The following is a 17,701-nucleotide window of genomic DNA, read 5'->3' as shown; positions in this document are numbered from 1 at the left end:
GATTCACCCATTCGGCGTGCGGATCGACTCGAGGAAACTGCGGATCGCGGTATCCGCCGCGGCCCGGTCGTTCCCGTCGGTGAGCGCGAGCTCGAACAGCAGCCCACGCGCCATTGCGAGGGTCATCTGTGCCGACAGGGCCGCCTGTTCCGGATCGCGGCCGATCCGGGTGAACAGTATCGCGAGGGTGGTCTTCCATTCCATGATCCATTGCCCGAGTGGCGCGGCCCATGGCTTGTCCTGCATCGCCGCTGCGGCGACCTCGAAGAACAACGGCCCCAACTGCGCCGCTTGATCGGCCATTCGATCCCAGAGGGCGTAAGCGGCAGTGTAGGGATCTATGGGGGATTCGAGCAGGTCCGCCAGAGCGCGGTACTGCTGTCCCCACGTTGCGGTGACCACCGCCGTCAGCAGCCCCTCGCGAGAACCGAAATGATAGTTCAGCATTCGGTGGCTGGTACCGATACCGTCGGCGATCGTCCGCATGCTCGTATCACCCACGCCGTGTTCGGTGAACCAGGCGACGGCGCGGTCCAGGAGGGCTTCTCGTGCGCTGCTCATACCACTCGGTCGCCGCCGGTGAATCGCGCGAGGGCGCGGTGGACTTCGGTGAATTCGTTACCGCGATATGCCACGTGGCCGTCCGGGCGGACCAGGACGAACCCCCCGCCGCGCATCGAATACCGTTTTCGTGCCTCGCTCCGCGGATCTGTTTCGTCATCGATCGGTACCACGATCACCCGTTCGGTCGCGCCGGCGGCTTCCGGGAGTTCACCGGACTCCTCGATTCGGTTCCCGGAGCGGAAGTGCAGCAGCGTGAAATGCGTAACGGCCAGACGGTCGTGCACCGTTCCGTCTGCGAGGACGGCGTCGGGCGCGCGATCACCGATGGCCGGGCGGGGTGTGAACGGCCACCGTGACCGGTCGCCGTATCGCACCGTCAGTTGCGAGTTCTGCAGACTTGCCTGCCGGGCAGCCCCCGGAAACCCTGCCCCGAGCCGGAGTGCCGCGTCACGCAGGGAACGAACAACAGGATTGCGCAGAGCGTACATCCGCCGGCGCCTCTCGACGTCGCGAATGGTGGATACGGCTACCGGCCGACGCTCGGTTTCGTAGTCGTCCAGCAGATCCGGGGATGCGCCCGATTCCACCTGCGCCAGCCGCCATGCCAGATCGACCGCATCCTGAATACCCAGATTCATCCCCTGCCCGCCGAATGGGGGGAAGACGTGGGCGGCATCGCCTGCCAGGAAAACACGATTTCGCCGGTACTCATCGGCCAGGCACACCCGGGTACGGAAGATCGATGTCCACTCGACCTCGGTGATCCGCGTACCTCCGGTACCACGTTCGTCGACGAGACATTGCAACTCGGTGATGCCGGGCTCACGCAGTTCCGCTCGACGGGCTTGATCACTCATATCCGCGAATACCCGCCAGAGCCTGTCGCCACCGGGCAGACGCATCAGCATGAGCGGACCGGCCGGTCCGAGCCACATGGCACTGTCCTGAAAGGACATCTTCGATTCCAGGCGGATATCGCCGAGATAGTAGGTTTCACCGGTTGCGCCGCCGGTGAACGAGATGCCGAGCGCCTCGCGTACCGTGCTGCGAGCCCCGTCGGCGCCTACCAGCCACTCGCACTCGAGAAGACGTCCATCATCGAGGCGCACGCCTACACGCTCGTCGTCGTGGTCGAGGTACTGCACATCCGCGCCGTACTCGATCTCCACGCCGGCCGCGCGCAGTGCCTCGCGGAGTATGCTTTCGAGCCCGGGTTGCGGGAGAACATAGGTATAGGGGTAAGGGCTCCGCGGGGGTACCCACACCAACCGGGACAGTTCCGCGTCGCCCCGCATGATGGATGCTCCGCTGAGGCGATAGGCAACACGTTCGATCTCGTCGGCGAGGCCCAGCCCGGCGAGTAGCTCCATCGACCGGGCCTGCAACCCGAGTGCCCGGGAGCCGTCGCTCGGGCCGGTGCGCCGTTCCAGTACACGACACCGGATGCCGTTTGCAGCCAGCACGAGACCGGTCACCATACCGGTCGGGCCTGCCCCGACCACGAGAACGCTCATTGCACACTCCCACGGATACAACTGTCGACCACAGTGGAATACATCGACATGTACCAAATGGTACACCCGGGTGGGTGTGGGTGGACAGAATCGTAGGGCGCCGGTAAATCCTCGAGTCGGGCCTGTGGGTGAGCAGGCCCGACTCGATGGATCACCCGTGTCGCCGGACCCTGTCCCCTGTCCGGGCTTCTGCCGCCGGACGGTCGGCTCGGTGTCTGCGCCCGAGCCGATGGGCCGCGGCCAGCACCGGCGTCGCCGTCGCGGTGACAGCCGCGCCGAGCCGGGTATCGGTGGCTCGCATCCAGCGGACGGTCCGCATGGCCGCGACCAGGGTCTCGCTTCCGCGTATCCGCATCTCCGCCTCGAAACTGCTCACCGCCACCGGCAGCGTGGTCGTGCCGGACGCGACCGCGCGCAGGTTCGCGACCAGACTCGCGGCATCGCGAATGGCGGCTCCGGCTCCCATGCCCGCTGTGGGCGGGGTGGCATGGACGGCATCGCCGAGCGCTGTGACAGACCCGGCGGCCCATGGGGCCAGGTCCTGGGCCCGGGGCGATGCGGCGTTGAAGCGGAAGGCGGCGATACTGCTCGGCTCGGCTCGATCGATTACCTCGAGGGTGTGCCGACTCCAGCCGCGGTGTCCGAAAGCAGTGAGAAGCGCGGACCGCAATGCCGTGCCGCGGAGCGTGCGCATCGCATCGGTCGCGGAGGACTCGGGGAACATCGCGCCCCAGATATAGGTCGGCCCGGTCGTGATCGCCTCCCGGCCTGCGGGCGCGTCGAGCAGGGCATTACCCACCGGGTCGAGGAAACCGATGTACAGCGCTGTGGCGTGCGGGCCGATCGCCATCCCCGAACGGGCTCCGAGGCGCTGCCGCTCGGCCGCACTGAGGTGTTCGGCGCCGGTCCGCCCGGAGAATCCGATTATCCCGGTGGGTTCGTTGGTGGGGCCGCCTGCCAGATATCGGGCGACCATCGAGTGGGCACCGTCCGCGCCTACCAGGAGATCGCCTTGGTGCGCGGCCCCGTCTGCGAATACCGCCGACGGTGCGCCGTCCGCGGCGCGGGCGATCCCGGTGACCGTCCAACCCGGATGCAGGTCGGGTCCGACCGCGTCGGCGAGCACGGTCCGCAGGGTGATGCGGTCGATATCCACGCCGGGGTTGTCCTCGAGCCGCGGCCCAAATGCCAGCAGATGCCCGCGCCGGTCCCAGAGCGCGTCCCGGTCGCGCAGCCGCAACGCCGACGCCGATCGCAAGAGCCGTTCGAGGATCTCCGGTGCGACGAGTTCCCGGAGCGCCGCCTGTGCGCGGCCGTCGAGTGTGATGTGGTAACCCGCGGTCTCCGCGACATCGCGGTCGCGATCGAAAACCGATACCTCGAATCCGTGCCGGCGTAGTCCGGCGGCCAGCGCCAGACCGCCGATTCCGCCTCCGACGATGATGACATGCACTGTATTTCGGCCCCTCGAGCTGTTGTCGGATGATTGCCGGACCGACACTGCCATCGGTAGTGGCCGTCGAATGTCCACTACTTTGGTACGGTGGCCGATACCTCCCGGCGCGCACTGCGCCTACTGTCGCTGCTCGCCACTCGACGGAGCTGGTCGCTCGGCGCGCTCGCCGCCCGGCTGGGGGTCAGCGAGCGCACCACCCGGCGGGATATCGAAACACTGCGTTCGCTCGACTATCCGGTCGTCACGCTGCGCGGGCCGGCCGGGGGCTATCGGCTCGGGGCGGGCCACACACTGCCGCCGCTGCAATTCGACGAGGAGCAAGCACTCGCGGTCGCGGTAGCGCTACAGACCGCGCCGACCACGGTGTCCGGCCTCGCCGACGACGCCGAGCGGGCGCTGGAGTCCCTGGAACAGGTCATGCCGGTCAGGCTACGAGGGGCCGTGGCAGCGTTGCGGCTGACGAGTTTGCAGAACTACTGGGAGTTTCCGGCCCATCCCATCGATGCGGCCTCGTTGCCGGCCGCGGGCGGTGCCGTGCGCCGTCACGAGGTGCTCATCATCGAAATCCTCGGGCCCGACGGCGCCCGCCCCGACCCCGGTACCGCCGAGTTCGCCCCGGCCCGGCGCTTCGAACCCCATCACCTGGTGGTCTGGGCGGGCCGGTGGTACCTCGTCGGCTACGACCACGCCGATGCCGCCTGGCGCGTGCACCGATTGGACCGCCTCTACCTCCACCCGCCCACGGGTATCCGGTTCACTCCGCGCGAGCTGCCCGGCGGTGATATCGCCGCTCTGGTGATGAGCACCCACGATCGCGGGGACACTCCCGCCACGTGGGAATGCGTCGGAAGCGCGCGGCTGAATCTGCCGGCGAAGACGGTGGCGCGCTGGGCACCCGGCGGATCGGTTGTCGAGCACCTGGATTCCGACCATTGCCGGCTCACCCTCGGTGCCTGGTCCTGGGCTGGTGTCGCGGGTCTGCTCGCCACATTCGATACCGACCTGGCCGATGTCGAGCCCCCGGAACTGGTGGCCGCCTGCCGCCGGCTGGTGCGACGGTGGCAGGCCGTGGTCGGTGATGCCGAACCGGCGACGCACCCGTGATCGCGGGTACGCCGGAAAACCCGGCGCGCACCGTCGCCGGGACGTGGTAACTCCGGATCAGGTTTCGCGGGCGGCCTGGAGCAGGGCGTTGGCGAACTTCACCATCTGGGCCGGGCCGCCGTACCAGGCGGTGACCGCGGAGAGGACCGCGGCCCGGGCCTCGCGGGCCGCGCGGGCCACCTCCGCGGCCGACACCTCGCCGGTCTCCGCCTGTCCCGCCAGTACTTCGAGATCATCGCTCGCGGTCAGCAACCGCATGATGAGGTGGATATCTATGTCGGCGCCTTCCTCGCTGCGGCTGTGCCGGGATGTGGTGTCCTCCACGGGCGCCGGGCGCCGGGCTCCCGGCAGGGCCGATACAGGTTCCGGAGCGGGGCCCGGCAGTGCCGCCTCAGCGTGGTCGGGGACCGCGGAACCGGCGGCCTCGGCCTCGGCCGCCTCACGTGCCCGCCGGGAGCGGCGCGTTTCCAGCGGCGGCCGGGAATCGGCGCCCTCACCCGAGTCCGGGGCCTCACCCGCGGCGTCGGGTACGAGAGTCAGCGGCGATACGGCCGTGGCGGGGACTTCCGGCGCCTCCTCGGCCGGTTCGTCGGATCCGGCGGGCCGGGAATCCTCGGACTCCAGGATCCGGGTGAGCAATTCGGCCACCGGCGCGCCGGATTCGTCGTCGGAGTCGATACCGTGCGCGGGTTCGGAATCCAGCAGCCGGTCGAGGATCGGGGTGCCGTCCGGTGGGGACAGCCGCGGCGGAGCGGTATGCGCGCCGGTCTCGCCGGTCAGGGCCGCCTCTTCGGGCTGCGCCGCGAGCCGCAGCGCGGGTTGCTGGTCATCGCGGGTACCGGTTGGCTCGTCGTCGGTGTTGTACCGGGCCGCGGACCGCGGCAGCCGGCGCGGCGCCGGCAGTTCGCTGTCCGCGGCGGCGGCCGGTGCCGGCTCCGGCAGGCCCACGGAGTTCGCCGGAGGCGCCTCCTGTGCGGCGGGAGCCACCGTGTTCGTCTCCTCGGCGGGGGCGTGCCGGGCCGCGGACCGCGGCAGGCGCCGGGCCGGCAGTGCGGGCGCGGCGGATTCCTCCTCGGCGCCCGGGCCGGGTGCGGTGTGGCCACGGGTGGGCAGCCCGCGTGACGGCAGTTCCGGCCGTGCGGCGGGCTCGTGGTCGAGTGCGGGCTCGCGCTCCTCGCTCGGCGCCCCGGACAGCGCATGCGTATCGGTGACCGCGGCCGCGGGGCTCTCCTCGTGTCCGGGCACATGCTGGTCCTCGAACGGGTTGAAAGCATCCGCCGGTGCACCGGATTCGGTGAGATCGAGTTTGCGGCGCCGCCCGCCGGTTTCCAGCGGGTGCGGTACCGGTTCGTCCCCGATGGAGCTGAGCCAGCTCGGCAGCGACCCGGTATCCGCCTCGCCGTAGGTGCCGGGCCGCTGCGGTGTCTCCGGCGGCAGCGGATAGGCGTCCGCCAGCGAACCGGACGTGGATAATTGCGTGGTCGGGACGGAGAACGAATCGGCACCGGGCCGACCGGCTGCGGGATCGGCGGACAGCGCCGACTCGGCCGTGTACGGCGATGTGGGCGCGGGGATACGTGCCGAGGAGGCGAGTGCGGCCGAGTGTTCGCCGACCTGACCGGGGCCCGGCTGCGATAGGCGCGGCAGCGCCCCGGGATCGGTCTGCCCGGGATCGCTCATCGGCCCGGCGCCGTGGCGGGTGGACAACGCGGCGGTATCCGGACCGTTGGGATCATCGGGAGGTGCGGGGAACTGGGACGGGTCCGTCGGCGAGGTACTGAAGCGGGAATCCGGTTCCTGGTTACCGGATGTCATGACGCCGACCGCGGCGATATCACCGGCGACTCCGGGGGTGTTCCAGGCGGCGAACGGGTCCAGTGCCGCCGATCCGCCGGTGCTGTGCTGGTTCTGGGTGGGAGTGGACGGTGGTGCGGGGGTCCACGTGTAACCGTGATCCGGTACGGAATCGGATCGGTTCGTGGCGCCGTTCGTTCCATTCGCCGAATCGAATTCGTTCGATCCGAAGCCGGCGAAGCCCCTCGACTCGGAGTTCTGTTGCGCGTGGCCGTACTCCTCCTGGCGGCCGCGACGTTCGTCTCCGAGGCTGGCATTTTCGGCATCCATGGGCCCATTCTTACCCGCCGGGGTGGATTTCGTTCTAGTGTGCGAAGCCCATGAATGGTGCGTGACCCGCCCGCGGTGATCAGTATTACATCGCCTCCGAGAGTGGCCGGCGCACGGAGCCGCGTCCGGGATTTCCGGATACGCGGCTCTGACGTGCCCGGACGGCGGGATGTGCGGAAACCGGCCGGGAACGGTGCACCGGACGCCCGCTCCGCGCCGGGTCTGTCGGCCCCCCTCGAAATTTTCCCGCTGGTGTCGATGGCGCAAATGAGTCTGCCCGCCGGGCTCGGCCGGCGGGTAGCTCGTCGGGATGGTTGCGGATCAGTGGTGCGTCGCGGCCCCGTGCATCCGGCCCGCCACCGCCGGCAGCGCTGCCACGGCGAGTACGACGGTGACGATTCCGACGACCCACGACGTCCACGATGCCCCGTTGTAGCTGGTGTAGTTCATGGCCCACGGTGCGATGAACAGCAGTGCGCCGAACAGTGCCATTCCGTAGTCGGCCGCTGCCATCGCGGGCCGGTACATCTGGGCGAGTCCGGTGAGTGCGATGAGCGCTCCGAGCACGATCATCGTCCACACTGCCCGATTGTTGGTCGCCACCCAGATCGGAGAGAGGGCGGTGAAGACACCGAGCACCACGGCCAGGAAATCCTGAGTCCGGCTTTCTGTGAACATAATGGCCTCCTGAGACTGGAAAACAGGTCCGTAGAAAGGGCCTGACCTCGGTATAGCGTGTCCGGCCGCGACCGGTCGATATCGCGATGGACACGATTGCGCGGCGAAACGATGCGCAGCGGACGCGCTTCCGCCGCGGAGCCCGGCGGGTCCTGTACCCGCCGCGTGCGCTCTTCGGGTACCTCCGTTTCGCCGCGGCCGCGCGGATCGGGGGATGGGCTTCGCCGAGCTGTGCTTGTTAGGGTGGGCTACACGATTTTCTGTAACCTGTTCCAGGCGCGGCGCCCTGCCGCGGGGAGGGAGTTCGGTATGTCCGCACCGATCGTGATCGCCGGTGCCGGCCTGGCCGGGTTGCGCACCGCCGAGGAGTTGCGCCGCGCGGGGTACGAGGGCGAGCTGGTACTGCTGGGGGACGAGCCGCGCGCACCCTACGACCGTCCGCCGCTGTCCAAGCAGTTCGTCCGCGGCGAGACCACCGCGACGCCGTTGCGTCCGGACGAGTTCTACGACGAGAAGAAGATCGAGCTGCGTCTGGGTACGGCCGCGTCCGGCGTGGACACCGAGGCCAAACAGGTGCGGCTGGCCGACGGTTCCACGGTCACCTACGAGCATCTGATCGTCGCGACCGGACTGCGGCCCCGGCTGCTGCCCGGCGCGGACGAGGTGGCCGGGGTCCACGTCCTGCGCAGTCACGACGACGCGGTGGCGATCCGGGAGAGGCTGCGCGATACCACCGCGGCCCTGGTGATCGGCGCCGGTTTCATCGGCTGTGAACTGGCCGCGAGCCTGCGCGCGCAGAAGGTGCCCGTGGTGCTGGTGGAACCGCAGCCCGCTCCGCTGGCCGGGGTGCTCGGCGTGGCGCTCGGTGAACTGGTGGCCCGGTTGCACCGGGCCGAAGGCGTCGATCTGCGCTGCGGGGTCGGGGTGGCCGAATTGCTGGCCGGTCCGGCAAGCCGGGTGCGCGGTGCGCGGCTGGCGGATGGGTCCGAGGTGACCGCGGACCTGGTGGTGTCGGGTATCGGCTCGCGTCCAGTGACCGACTGGCTGGCCGGATCCGGTATCGAACTGGCCGAACCGACCGCCGGTGGCGGAGTGTTCGCCGACGAGGCCGGGCGGACCAGTGCGCCCGGCGTCTGGGCGGTGGGCGATGTGGCGGCGTGGCGGACCCCTACGGGTGAACATCGCCGGATCGAGCACTGGACCAATGCCGGTGAACAGGCCAAACTGCTGACCTGCGCCCTGCTGGGGGTCGCGGCGCCGAGTACCCCGCAGGTCCCGTACTTCTGGAGTGATCAGTACGACCTGAAGTTGCAGGCGCTCGGCACGCCGCGCGCGACCGACGATATCCACATCCTCGCCGACGACGGGCGCAAATTCCTCGCCTACTACTTCCGCGAGGGCCGGCTGTCCGGAGTCGTGGGGGCGGGGATGACCGGACAGGTGATGAAGATGCGCGCCAAGATCGCCGCGGCCGCCCCGGTGGAGGAATTGCTCGGCGCGACTCAATAACCTGTGGGGGTGATCGTCGCGCTCATCGATTCGGGTTTCGGGTTGCTGCCCACCGCGGCGTGGCTGCGCAAGCTGCGTCCCGACGTGGATCTGCTGTTGCAACTGGACCCCGAAGGGGCGCCGTGGGGCCCCAAGCCACAGGACTGGGTGATCGACCGGGTGGTGGCGGCCGGTCGTAGCGCGCGTGACCTGGGTGCCGAGGTGGTCGTGCTGCCGTGTAACACCGCCAGCGTGACCGCACTCGAACACGTCCGTGCCGATCTGGGCGCCGCGATCCCTGTGGTGGGTACGGTGCCGGCGATCAAACCGGCCGCGGCGGCCTGCCGGTCGGTGGCCGTATGGGCGACCGCGGCCACTACGGCCAGCCCCTACCAGGCGGATCTGATAGCGCGGTTCGGCGGCGAGGCGAAGGTGACCGGGGTGGCCTGCCACGGACTCGCCGAAGCAGTGGATCGCGGTGATATGGCCGCGGTGCGTGCGGCGGTGGCGGACGCCGCGGCCCGGACACCCGCCGATGTCGAGGGTGTGGTGCTGGGTTGCACCCACTACCCGCTGATCGTGGACAGCATCCTGGCCGCGCTGCCCGACGGCGTCCGGCTGTTCGACAGCGCGCAGGCCGTCGCCGCGCAGACGGTGCGGCGGATGGAGGCGCTGGCCGGCTCGGCGACCGGCGAAGGGACCGTGCAGGTGTATCTGAGTGGCCGTCCCGGCGTGCTGCCGCCCGGCGCGGCCGCGTACGAATCCGGGCGGATCCTGGGGGCCGGGTAATGCGGCCTCGCCTTCCCGAGTGCGCGACCGGCTGCTCTTCGACGCTGGGCTCGGGACGCTGCGCGGTGTCGGCATCGGCCGATTCCGCCCGCTCATGACGGCGCGGTCGCAGCCGGATGGCGCCGAGCCGGAGGCGGGGAGGGGCACGGCCTGCTCCGGCCCCGTCTCAGTCGATGCCGAAGGAGCGTGCGATGGTGTCGGCGACCGCGGCGACGGTGCCCCGGACCACCGGCTGGCGCACGATCCAGGTCTGCATGGTGATCGGCGGGTCGACCAGTCGCCGCCAGACCCATCCGGGCAGCAGGCGGCCCGCGGTGGTGCGGCTCAGGATCGCTCCGCCGGCTCCCGTGGCATGCAGACAGGCCCGCGCGTTCTCGGTGTAGTTGGCGAAATGCCACCGCGGCCTGACACCGGCTTCATGGGCCGCCGATACCAGCCGGTCGTGGCCGATGGGCACCTGGTCACGGGCGTGCGCGAGCACGTCCATGCCGTGGAGGGCGCTCAGCGGGCAGATATCGCCGCTGAACTCGCCGTCCAGTCGCGGATCCACGACGAATCCGAACGGCTCCTCGAGGACCCGGTGCCGGACGAGATCCCCCGCGGGCGGTTCATGCACGAATGCTATATCGAGTCGTCCGGCCCGCAGCTGCTGGAGTTGGGCGGTGCTGGTCGCGTCGGTGAGCGAAAGGTATGCCTGGGGCACGGCCACCCGCACGGTGTCGATGATTTGCCCGAGCCAGGTGGGCGGTAGGCCGGGGGCGAGGCCGATCTGCACGATCTCGCGGACCGGACCGGCCTCCCGGGCGGCGTCCTTCGCGGTGTCGGCGTAGCGGAGCAGGGTGAGGACATGCTGATAAAGGGCGGTCCCGGCGGGAGTGGGCACGATACCGGCAGGTACCCGCTCGAAGAGCGGCACGCCGCATTCGCGTTCCAGCTGCTGGACCTGGCGGGTGAGGGCCGGTTGGGAAATCAGCAGCGCCTTCGCCGCCGCCGACAGCGAGCCGCGATCGAATACTTCGACGAAATACCGTAGCTGTCGTAGCTCCATCGTTGCTCCCTGTTTCGCATACCGATCGGTATGCCATAACTTCAGGACATACCCGGGTCATCCAAGTGGCATTGGATCATGAGCCGTCCGCACGGTTGCATTGTGGTGGGTGCCACAGCCGCCACGCAGTGCGGGCGCCGGTGCCCCAGCTTCACTCGAAAGGACCTCCGGTGACCGCGATATCCCCCGCAACACCCGACACCCGATATCGCTGGGTGGTGTTGACCCTCTGCTGGGCCGCCTTCACGATGACCTCGGTCGACCGGGCCACCTGGGGCCCGGCGGCGGGCTCGGTGGGCGAGGACCTCGGGGTGGCCGTCGCCGGCCTCGGTGTCTTCGCCACCACCTACTACATCGGCTACGTGATCTCCAATGCCATCGGCGGTTTCGTCGCCGACTGGCTCGGTGCGCGGATGACCGTCGGGGTGAGCATCCTGCTCTCCGGCGGGTTCATGCTCGCCTTCGGCGAGGTCGACAGCCATGCGCTGGGCCTGCTCTTCCAGGCGTGTATCGGATTGTGCGCGGGCGCCGAGGTGGGTGGCGGCGTCAAACTGCTCACCAGCTGGTTCAGCCCGCAGCGGCGAGGCTTCGCGATGGGTGTCTTCATGACCGCGACCTCGCTCGGACTGGTGATCGCGAACGCGGTCGTACCCCGGTTGATCGAATCGCACAGCTGGCGCACGTCGTATCACCTGTTCGGTCTCACGTCGATCGTGGTCGGTGTCCTGTGCCTGATCCTGCTGCGCCCCGGCCCGCTGGTGGAGGCCCGGACCGAAACCGGTGGCCGCCCGAATCTGCGGCCGCTGGTGCGCAATCGCGGCCTATTGCTGATCGCGCTCGCCGGATTCGGCGCGCTGTGGGGCACCTACGGGTTCATCACCTGGTCGAACCTGCTGATGGTCAAGGGCGTCGGTATCGATCCGGTGCGGGCCGGCACCGTGGTGATGATCTTCGGCGCGGTGGCGGTGTTCTCCAAACCACTGATCGGGCTGCTCGGCGATGCGCTCGGGTTGAGTCGCCGACGGCTCACGATCGCCATCCTGGCTGCCTTCGTGGCCTGCCTGATCATCTTCAGTTTCGCGACCACCGCCACCCAGTTCCTGTGGATCGCGCCGTTCCTCGGCATCACCGCCTACATCTACAGCCCGGTCATGATGGCGATGATCCCGACCCTGTCCGGTGCCGAACTCGCCGGGACGGCGACCGGCGGCGTGAATGCCTTCTGGCAGCTCGGCAGCACCATCGTGCCCGCCGTGGTGGGCCTGGTCTTCGCCGCGAGTGGCTCGTTCCAGCTGGTCTTCCTGGTCCTCGCCGCCGGGCCCTGCCTGGCGATCCTTCCCATGTACTTCATCCGCGACGCCGACAACCGCGAATCCGCGTCCGGTACCGCCGCGCCCGGCGACGGCAATGCGCTGGTCCTCGCCACCAATGGAAAGGTCTGATCCCCGTATGACCCCGAGCAATACCCACTACGACGTCATTGTCGCGGGCGGTGGATCGGCCGGTATCGCCGCGGCGGTGGGCGCTGCCCGGTCCGGTGCCCGCGCCCTGTTGATCGAACGCGGGCCGTGCCTGGGTGGCGCCGCGACGCTGCGCAATGTTGTCACCTACTGCGGTCTCTACACCCGCGACGACCTGCGGCAGGTCGTCTTCGGTATCGCCGACGAGGTGATATCGCGGCTGAAGGCGCGCGGCGCGGTCGGCGAGCCGCGCCGGTTCAACGCGGTCACCGTGGTCTTCGACCCGGAGAACGTGAAGGTCGTACTGGACGAGCTGTGCCGGGAGGCCCAGGTCGATGTCCGCCTGCACAGTCTGTTGATCGGCGCCCACACCGAGGGCGACAGCATCACCGCCGTGGAGGTCGCCGACCACGAGGGCGTGCACCGGTTCACCGCCGACGCCTTCGTCGACGCCACCGGGGACGCCGATCTCGCGCACCACGCGGGGGCCGAGGTGCGTTACGGCACCGACGGCTGGGTCCAGAACGGCAGCCTCGGCGTCCGGTTCGGTGGTATCGAACCGGATGCCGAGGTCACGGTGGATACCGTCGGCGCGGCGGTCCGCAGTGCCAAAGCCGCCGGTGTGGACGGTCTGCTCGCCGAGTCCGGGCTGGTCGCCCGGATGCCGGTCTCCGGCGACGTCATCATGTACCTGGTGGACGAGGGTTACGACGCCCGGTCCGCCGCCGACACCACCCGCGCCGAGATCAGCGCCCGCCGCCAGGCCCAGGCGTATCTGCCGGTGGTGCGGACGATCCCCGGCGCCGAACACGCGTATATCGTCACCACCGGTCCCGAACTCGGTACCCGGGAATCCCGCCATATCGTCACCCGGCAGCGGCTGCGTGAGGCGGATATCGTCCACCCGGGCACCACCGAGAGCGCGGTCGCGATCGGGGCCTGGCCGATGGAGTACCATCCGGGCCCAGGCATCCCGTCCACCTGGAAATTCATCGGCGATCCCGGTTTCTACCCGATTCCCCTCGACTGCCTGCGCAGTGTCGGCACGGACAATCTCTACGCCGCCGGGCGAACTCTCGATGGCGACCGGCAGGCCGGCGCATCGCTGCGCGTGATGGGCACCGCCTTCGCCACCGGGCACGCGGCCGGGGTCGCGGCGGCGCAGCAGGTCCGGAACGGCGAGGTCACCACCGCGAGCGTGCGCGAGGAACTTCAGCGTCAGGGAGCCCGGCTACCCGAGCCCGTGCCCGTCTAACCGCTGGGAAACGCGACCGGGAGCCCGCGGGCAACGATCGTCCGGCGGATCGTATCGAGGGGTTCGCGGGCTCCCGGTCATCCGGGAGTTCCCGGATGACCGGGGCGCCCCGCCGCCGTACGTCCTCGATTGGCATCGCGTTCGGCCCTGGGCGACCGGCTCGGCGCACGATCGCCCGGTTGTCTCTCAGGAACCAGGTGACGGCCAGGTGCAACGACGTACGGACCGCATCGTCGGCAACGAGATGGGCACGCACCTCCGGCTCACCCTTATCCGGTAGGCCGTACCGCCGGATACCGGATACAGGCGACCCAGGACGCAGGCCGGGCGATCAGAACTGGATTCGCAGGTGGTCGGTGACCGGCCGGGCCTGGCAACCCAGGATGTAGCCGTTCTCGATGTCCTCGGGATCGAGGATCTCGGCGTTCTCCATCTCGACCTTGCCCTCGAGTACCGTGCAGGCGCAGGACCCGCATTCGCCCTCCTGGCAGGAGTAGGGTACATCGAGGCCCTTGTCCAGCATGATGTCGACCAGGGTCTGTTTCCGCGGCCAGCTCAGGTTGTGCGTCTCCCCGTCCAGTTCGACCTCCACGGTCGCCGCGTCCGCGGCGTCCGCCTCGGAGATCTCGGCCGGGGCGGTATCGGCGAACGGGTCACCGGCGAGCGAGTTGAAGATCTCGGCGTGGGTGCGGTTGCGCGGTACCCCGAGCTGGGTGAGGGCGTCGTGCACCCCGTCCATGAAGGGCCGCGGACCGCACATGAAGGCGGCGTACTCGGTGTAGGGCCGCAGCACTTCGGACAGCGCGGTCACGGTCGGCAGGCCCTGTAGGGTCTCCAGCCAGTGCACCACCACCAGCCGCTGCGGGTTCTTCTCGGCCAGTTCGCGCAGTTCGGTTGCGAAGATCACCGATTCGGCGTCGCGGTTGGCGTAGAACAGCACGATCTTGCCGCTGCCTCGCGCCAGCGCGGATTTGAGGATGGACATCACCGGGGTGATACCGCTGCCGGCCGCGCAGAGCAGTAGGTCCTCATCGAGATCTTTCGGGGTGAACACCCCGGCGGGCGGCAGCACCTCGAGCTGGTCACCCGGCTTGATGTTGTCGCAGAGCCAGTTGGAGCCGTACCCGTCGCTGGTGCGCTTCACCGTGACCTTGGGTAGATCGTCGGTGAAGGGCGAACTCGCCAGCGAATAGCAGCGCGCCACCGATCCGGTGCGGTCGCTGGGGATACGCAGGGTGAGGAACTGGCCGGGCCGGTACGCGAACTTCTCCCGCGCCTGCTCGGGGACCTCGAAGACCAGCGAGCTCGCGTCGGCGGTTTCCGCGATGACCTGGGCGACCCGCAATACGACGGATCGCGAGCCATGGGGCACTTCGACGGTGGTCATCTCGTCCTCTCGAAACACTGATTGCCGGTGGCTTCGAGCCTACGGCAAAACTAGAACGTGTTCCAATTTTAGCCTATGCCGGCGGACTGTTGGCGGACGAGCTGACTCTCCAGGCCGGAGACCAGGACGCCCACCCCGAAATCGTAGGAATACTTGCCCCGCAGATCGGGCAGGTGTTCCATTGCGCGGGCCACTCGTTCCGGCATCACCACATCGGGCGGGGTGTCGAGGTTGCGCGGATTCACCCGCCGGCGGCCGAACAGGTAGGTGTGGATGGTCGCGTAACCGGCCAGCACATTGCGATCGTCGAACCCGGCCTCGTAGAGGATCTCCATGATTCCGGCGATCAGGTCGAGCTGTTTCCCGAGCATCTGCTCGATGAGCACATCGCCCAGTCCGGGGTGCCGGCGCAGCCGTTCGTCGATCTGGGCGAGCAGATCGACGAGGCGGTCCTGCCAGGGTCCCGAGTCGGGCGGCGGCTTGCGCACCCCGGTCAGTGCCGCGGTGGCCACCAGGTCCAGTAGTTCGCGCTTGTCGGCGACGTAGTAGTACGGCGCCATGGGGGAGACACCGAGCTCGCGGGATAGTCGTCGCATGGACAGCTTCTCCACCCCGTCGGCGCGGACCACCCGAAGTGCCGCTTCGACGATCTCGGTCTCCGAGAGGGTGCTGCCGTTACCGCCCCCGCCCGCGCTCGCCTGCATTCGCACGACTCCCATTGCCACCTCTACACGTCGAGCGGCATCCGCCCGTCACGTTCTGTTCAGCTGCTCTGCCCCCGCAGTCTAGAGGTCGCGTTCCGGCGTGAGCGTGGACATTACCCGAAAACTGTTCCATTTTGTCAGTGGATGACGTTATGGTGTGACGGTGGTCGCACCGGGCGACCGCGGCGCCGGCGCTGTGCCGGGGCCCACCGGCGGTTTCCCCAGCGGCGCCGCGGCGGGCGGGTCACCACGGCAGCGAGCCGGCGCAGGCACCAATCTGTGGAGGTAGCCATGGCGGACAACCGTTCCTTCGGACCGGCCGAAACCGATCACCGCGGCCCGATCGCAACCGTCGACACCGACGCGGCCGCGAATGCGCCCGTGATCGAGGAATCGCTGATCGAAGAGGTGTCCATCGACGGTATGTGCGGCGTCTACTGACCGGCGGGAGCCAACCATGCTCGATCTGGAAAACCGCTGGCAGTTGCATCCCCGGGTGGCGCTGCGGCCGGAGCCCTTCGGTGCGCTGCTCTACCACTTCGGAACCCGCAAGCTGTCGTTCCTGAAGAATCCGCGGATCGTCGAGATCGTGCGTTCCCTGCCGGGGCACACCTCGGCGCGGGCGGCCGTCCGGGCCGCCGGGATCGAGGACGCGGCCGCCGCCCCGTACCTGCGGGCGCTGACCGAACTGGCCGATTCGCAGATGATCCAGCGCGCGCCGGAAACGGCGGTGCTCGGTGAGCCCGCGCCCTTCACCGGGGTGGGTCCGGCCGATCCGGCGGTCCGGCTGGTCGACCGTTTCGAATCGGGTCTGGCGGCTCCGATTTGCCTCACCTGGGAACTCACCTATGCGTGCAATCTCTCGTGTGTGCATTGTCTGTCGTCGTCGGGCAGGCGTGATCCGGGTGAACTCAGCACCGAACAGTGCAAGGCGCTGATCGACGAATTCCAGCGGATGCAGGTGTTCTATGTGAACATCGGCGGCGGTGAACCCACCGTGCGTCCGGATTTCTGGGAACTGGTCGATTACGCGACCTCGCATCAGGTCGGGGTGAAGTTCTCCACGAATGGGGTCCGGATCACTCCGGAGGTCGCGCAGCGGCTCGCCGCCAGCGATTATGTCGACGTCCAGATTTCGCTGGACGGTGCCGACGCCGAGGTGAACGACGCGGTCCGCGGGCCGGGTAGCTACGCCACGGCGATCCGGGCGCTGGAGAATCTCGCGAACGCCGGCTTCCGGGACGCGAAATTGTCCGTGGTGGCCACCCGGCACAATATCGACCAGCTCGACCAGTTCAAAGAGATCGCGGACCGTTACGGCGCCACCCTGCGGCTGACCCGGCTCCGGCCGTCGGGCCGCGGTGCGGATGTCTGGGACGAACTGCATCCGCTTCCGGAACAGCAGCGCACGCTCTACGACTGGCTGGTCCGCAACGGCGAGGGTGTGCTCACCGGGGATTCGTTCTTCCATCTCTCCGCCTACGGTCAGGCGCTGCCGGGACTGAACATGTGCGGGGCCGGCCGGGTGGTGTGTCTGGTCGATCCGCTGGGTGACGTCTACGCCTGCCCATTCGCCATCCACGAGAAATTCCATGCCGGAAACGTGGTCACCGACGGCGGTTTCGCCACGGTGTGGCGGGAATCGGCGCTGTTCGAGGAGTTGCGGGAGCCCAGCGGCGGCGGGGCCTGCGCCTCGTGCGCGCACTACGACTCCTGCCGGGGCGGGTGTATGGCGGCGAAGTTCTTCACCGGACTGCCGGCCGATGGTCCGGATCCGGAATGCGTGCAGGGCTACGGGGAAGCGGCGCTGGCCGCCACCGGACGGGTGATCCCGCGTCCGGCGGTGGACCATTCGCGAAAGACCGCCCCGCGCCGGGCGCGTTCCGGGGGTCCGGTTCCGCTGACGCTGTTGCCGCCGGCGCGGCGTCCGGCGCGCGCGTGCGACGAGAGTCCGCTCGTGTGAGCAACTTCCGGGAAGCCGCCCGGAGCGACGGTAGCCAGACCATTGCTCCGGGCGGCTTTTCATGCCTGCGCTACGGCCGCGGTGATCTATTTCATGCCCGCACGCCCGATAATTCCGGGAATTTCCTCGGCTCGAAGCACTTTTTCCCGGACTGCTGATGTCTTGTA

16 protein-coding genes are annotated in these 17,701 nt (G+C 68.9%); 8 read left to right on the top strand and 8 right to left on the bottom strand.

Annotated features, from left to right (window positions below; all coding sequences use genetic code 11):
• Window positions 1–3: 3 nt before the first annotated feature.
• From NGR01S_RS27495 to NGR01S_RS27485, 3 genes are all read right to left on the bottom strand, one after another.
• Window positions 4–561: a TetR/AcrR family transcriptional regulator gene (locus NGR01S_RS27495; RefSeq protein ID WP_063041873.1), complete on the bottom strand. Its 558-nt coding sequence runs from the start codon at window positions 559–561 to the stop codon at window positions 4–6.
• Window positions 558–2,078 carry an FAD-dependent monooxygenase gene (locus tag NGR01S_RS27490; RefSeq protein WP_063041871.1) on the bottom strand — a complete coding sequence of 507 codons (1,521 nt, stop codon included), beginning with the start codon at window positions 2,076–2,078 and terminating at the stop codon, window positions 558–560. Before NGR01S_RS27490 ends, NGR01S_RS27495 begins: the two co-directional genes overlap by 4 nt.
• A 151-nt stretch (window positions 2,079–2,229) precedes the next feature.
• The gene (locus tag NGR01S_RS27485) at window positions 2,230–3,531 is read right to left on the bottom strand and encodes an FAD-dependent oxidoreductase (RefSeq protein WP_084481769.1); all 1,302 of its coding nucleotides are present in this window, start codon (window positions 3,529–3,531) and stop codon (window positions 2,230–2,232) included.
• A gap of 90 nt (window positions 3,532–3,621) precedes the next feature.
• On the opposite strand from NGR01S_RS27485, the gene NGR01S_RS27480 reads away from it, so the two are divergent.
• A complete protein-coding gene (locus tag NGR01S_RS27480; RefSeq protein ID WP_063041869.1) occupies window positions 3,622–4,638 on the top strand; it encodes a helix-turn-helix transcriptional regulator in 1,017 nt (338 codons plus the stop codon).
• A gap of 57 nt (window positions 4,639–4,695) precedes the next feature.
• Here the strand turns inward: NGR01S_RS27480 and NGR01S_RS27475 are convergent, their stop codons facing one another.
• A complete protein-coding gene (locus tag NGR01S_RS27475) occupies window positions 4,696–6,762 on the bottom strand; it encodes a hypothetical protein (RefSeq protein ID WP_063041867.1) in 2,067 nt (688 codons plus the stop codon).
• 321 nt (window positions 6,763–7,083) lie between these two features.
• Window positions 7,084–7,440: an SPW repeat domain-containing protein gene (locus NGR01S_RS27470; protein ID WP_063041865.1), complete on the bottom strand. Its 357-nt coding sequence runs from the start codon at window positions 7,438–7,440 to the stop codon at window positions 7,084–7,086.
• Window positions 7,441–7,749: 309 nt separating this feature from the next.
• On the opposite strand from NGR01S_RS27470, the gene NGR01S_RS27465 reads away from it, so the two are divergent.
• Together NGR01S_RS27465 and NGR01S_RS27460 are read left to right on the top strand one after the other, a co-directional pair.
• Window positions 7,750–8,949, top strand: a complete 1,200-nt coding sequence (locus NGR01S_RS27465; RefSeq protein WP_063041863.1) for an NAD(P)/FAD-dependent oxidoreductase — start codon at window positions 7,750–7,752, stop codon at window positions 8,947–8,949.
• Window positions 8,950–8,958: 9 nt separating this feature from the next.
• Complete coding sequence (locus tag NGR01S_RS27460; RefSeq protein WP_063041938.1) at window positions 8,959–9,717, top strand: glutamate racemase; 759 nt, start codon at window positions 8,959–8,961, stop codon at window positions 9,715–9,717.
• Between the two features lie 166 nt (window positions 9,718–9,883).
• Here NGR01S_RS27460 and NGR01S_RS27455 read toward each other — a convergent pair whose 3' ends face one another.
• Window positions 9,884–10,765 (bottom strand): LysR family transcriptional regulator, encoded by an 882-nt coding sequence (locus NGR01S_RS27455; RefSeq protein WP_063041861.1) that lies wholly within the window; start codon window positions 10,763–10,765, stop codon window positions 9,884–9,886.
• Window positions 10,766–10,935: 170 nt separating this feature from the next.
• Between NGR01S_RS27455 and NGR01S_RS27450 the strand changes: the two genes are divergently transcribed.
• Together NGR01S_RS27450 and NGR01S_RS27445 are read left to right on the top strand one after the other, a co-directional pair.
• On the top strand, window positions 10,936–12,207 hold the full coding sequence (locus NGR01S_RS27450; protein WP_063041859.1) for an MFS transporter: 1,272 nt from the start codon (window positions 10,936–10,938) through the stop codon (window positions 12,205–12,207).
• Between the two features lie 7 nt (window positions 12,208–12,214).
• A complete protein-coding gene (locus NGR01S_RS27445) occupies window positions 12,215–13,480 on the top strand; it encodes an FAD-dependent oxidoreductase (protein ID WP_063041857.1) in 1,266 nt (421 codons plus the stop codon).
• Between the two features lie 331 nt (window positions 13,481–13,811).
• Here NGR01S_RS27445 and NGR01S_RS27440 read toward each other — a convergent pair whose 3' ends face one another.
• Window positions 13,812–14,867: a ferredoxin--NADP reductase gene (locus tag NGR01S_RS27440; RefSeq protein ID WP_063041855.1), complete on the bottom strand. Its 1,056-nt coding sequence runs from the start codon at window positions 14,865–14,867 to the stop codon at window positions 13,812–13,814.
• A 68-nt stretch (window positions 14,868–14,935) separates the two neighbouring features.
• Window positions 14,936–15,586, bottom strand: coding sequence for a mycofactocin system transcriptional regulator MftR2 (gene mftR2, locus NGR01S_RS27435; RefSeq protein WP_245664806.1), 651 nt, complete (start codon window positions 15,584–15,586; stop codon window positions 14,936–14,938).
• 129 nt (window positions 15,587–15,715) lie between these two features.
• Here mftR2 and mftA point away from each other — a divergent pair, with 129 nt between their 5' ends.
• From mftA to NGR01S_RS31240, 3 genes are read left to right on the top strand one after another with little or no spacing between them, the layout of a single operon-like run.
• Window positions 15,716–16,012 carry a mycofactocin precursor MftA gene (mftA, locus tag NGR01S_RS33285; RefSeq protein ID WP_084481768.1) on the top strand — a complete coding sequence of 99 codons (297 nt, stop codon included), beginning with the start codon at window positions 15,716–15,718 and terminating at the stop codon, window positions 16,010–16,012.
• A gap of 16 nt (window positions 16,013–16,028) precedes the next feature.
• Complete coding sequence (gene mftC, locus NGR01S_RS27430; protein ID WP_084481767.1) at window positions 16,029–17,534, top strand: mycofactocin radical SAM maturase; 1,506 nt, start codon at window positions 16,029–16,031, stop codon at window positions 17,532–17,534.
• Window positions 17,531–17,692 (top strand): hypothetical protein, encoded by a 162-nt coding sequence (locus NGR01S_RS31240; RefSeq protein ID WP_157107455.1) that lies wholly within the window; start codon window positions 17,531–17,533, stop codon window positions 17,690–17,692. The genes mftC and NGR01S_RS31240 overlap by 4 nt, the downstream gene beginning before the upstream one ends.
• The last annotated feature ends 9 nt before the right edge of the window (window positions 17,693–17,701 follow it).

This window comes from Nocardia grenadensis NBRC 108939, assembly GCF_001613445.1.
Taxonomy (GTDB): domain Bacteria; phylum Actinomycetota; class Actinomycetes; order Mycobacteriales; family Mycobacteriaceae; genus Nocardia; species Nocardia grenadensis.
This window is presented reverse-complemented; position numbering and strand designations above follow the sequence as displayed.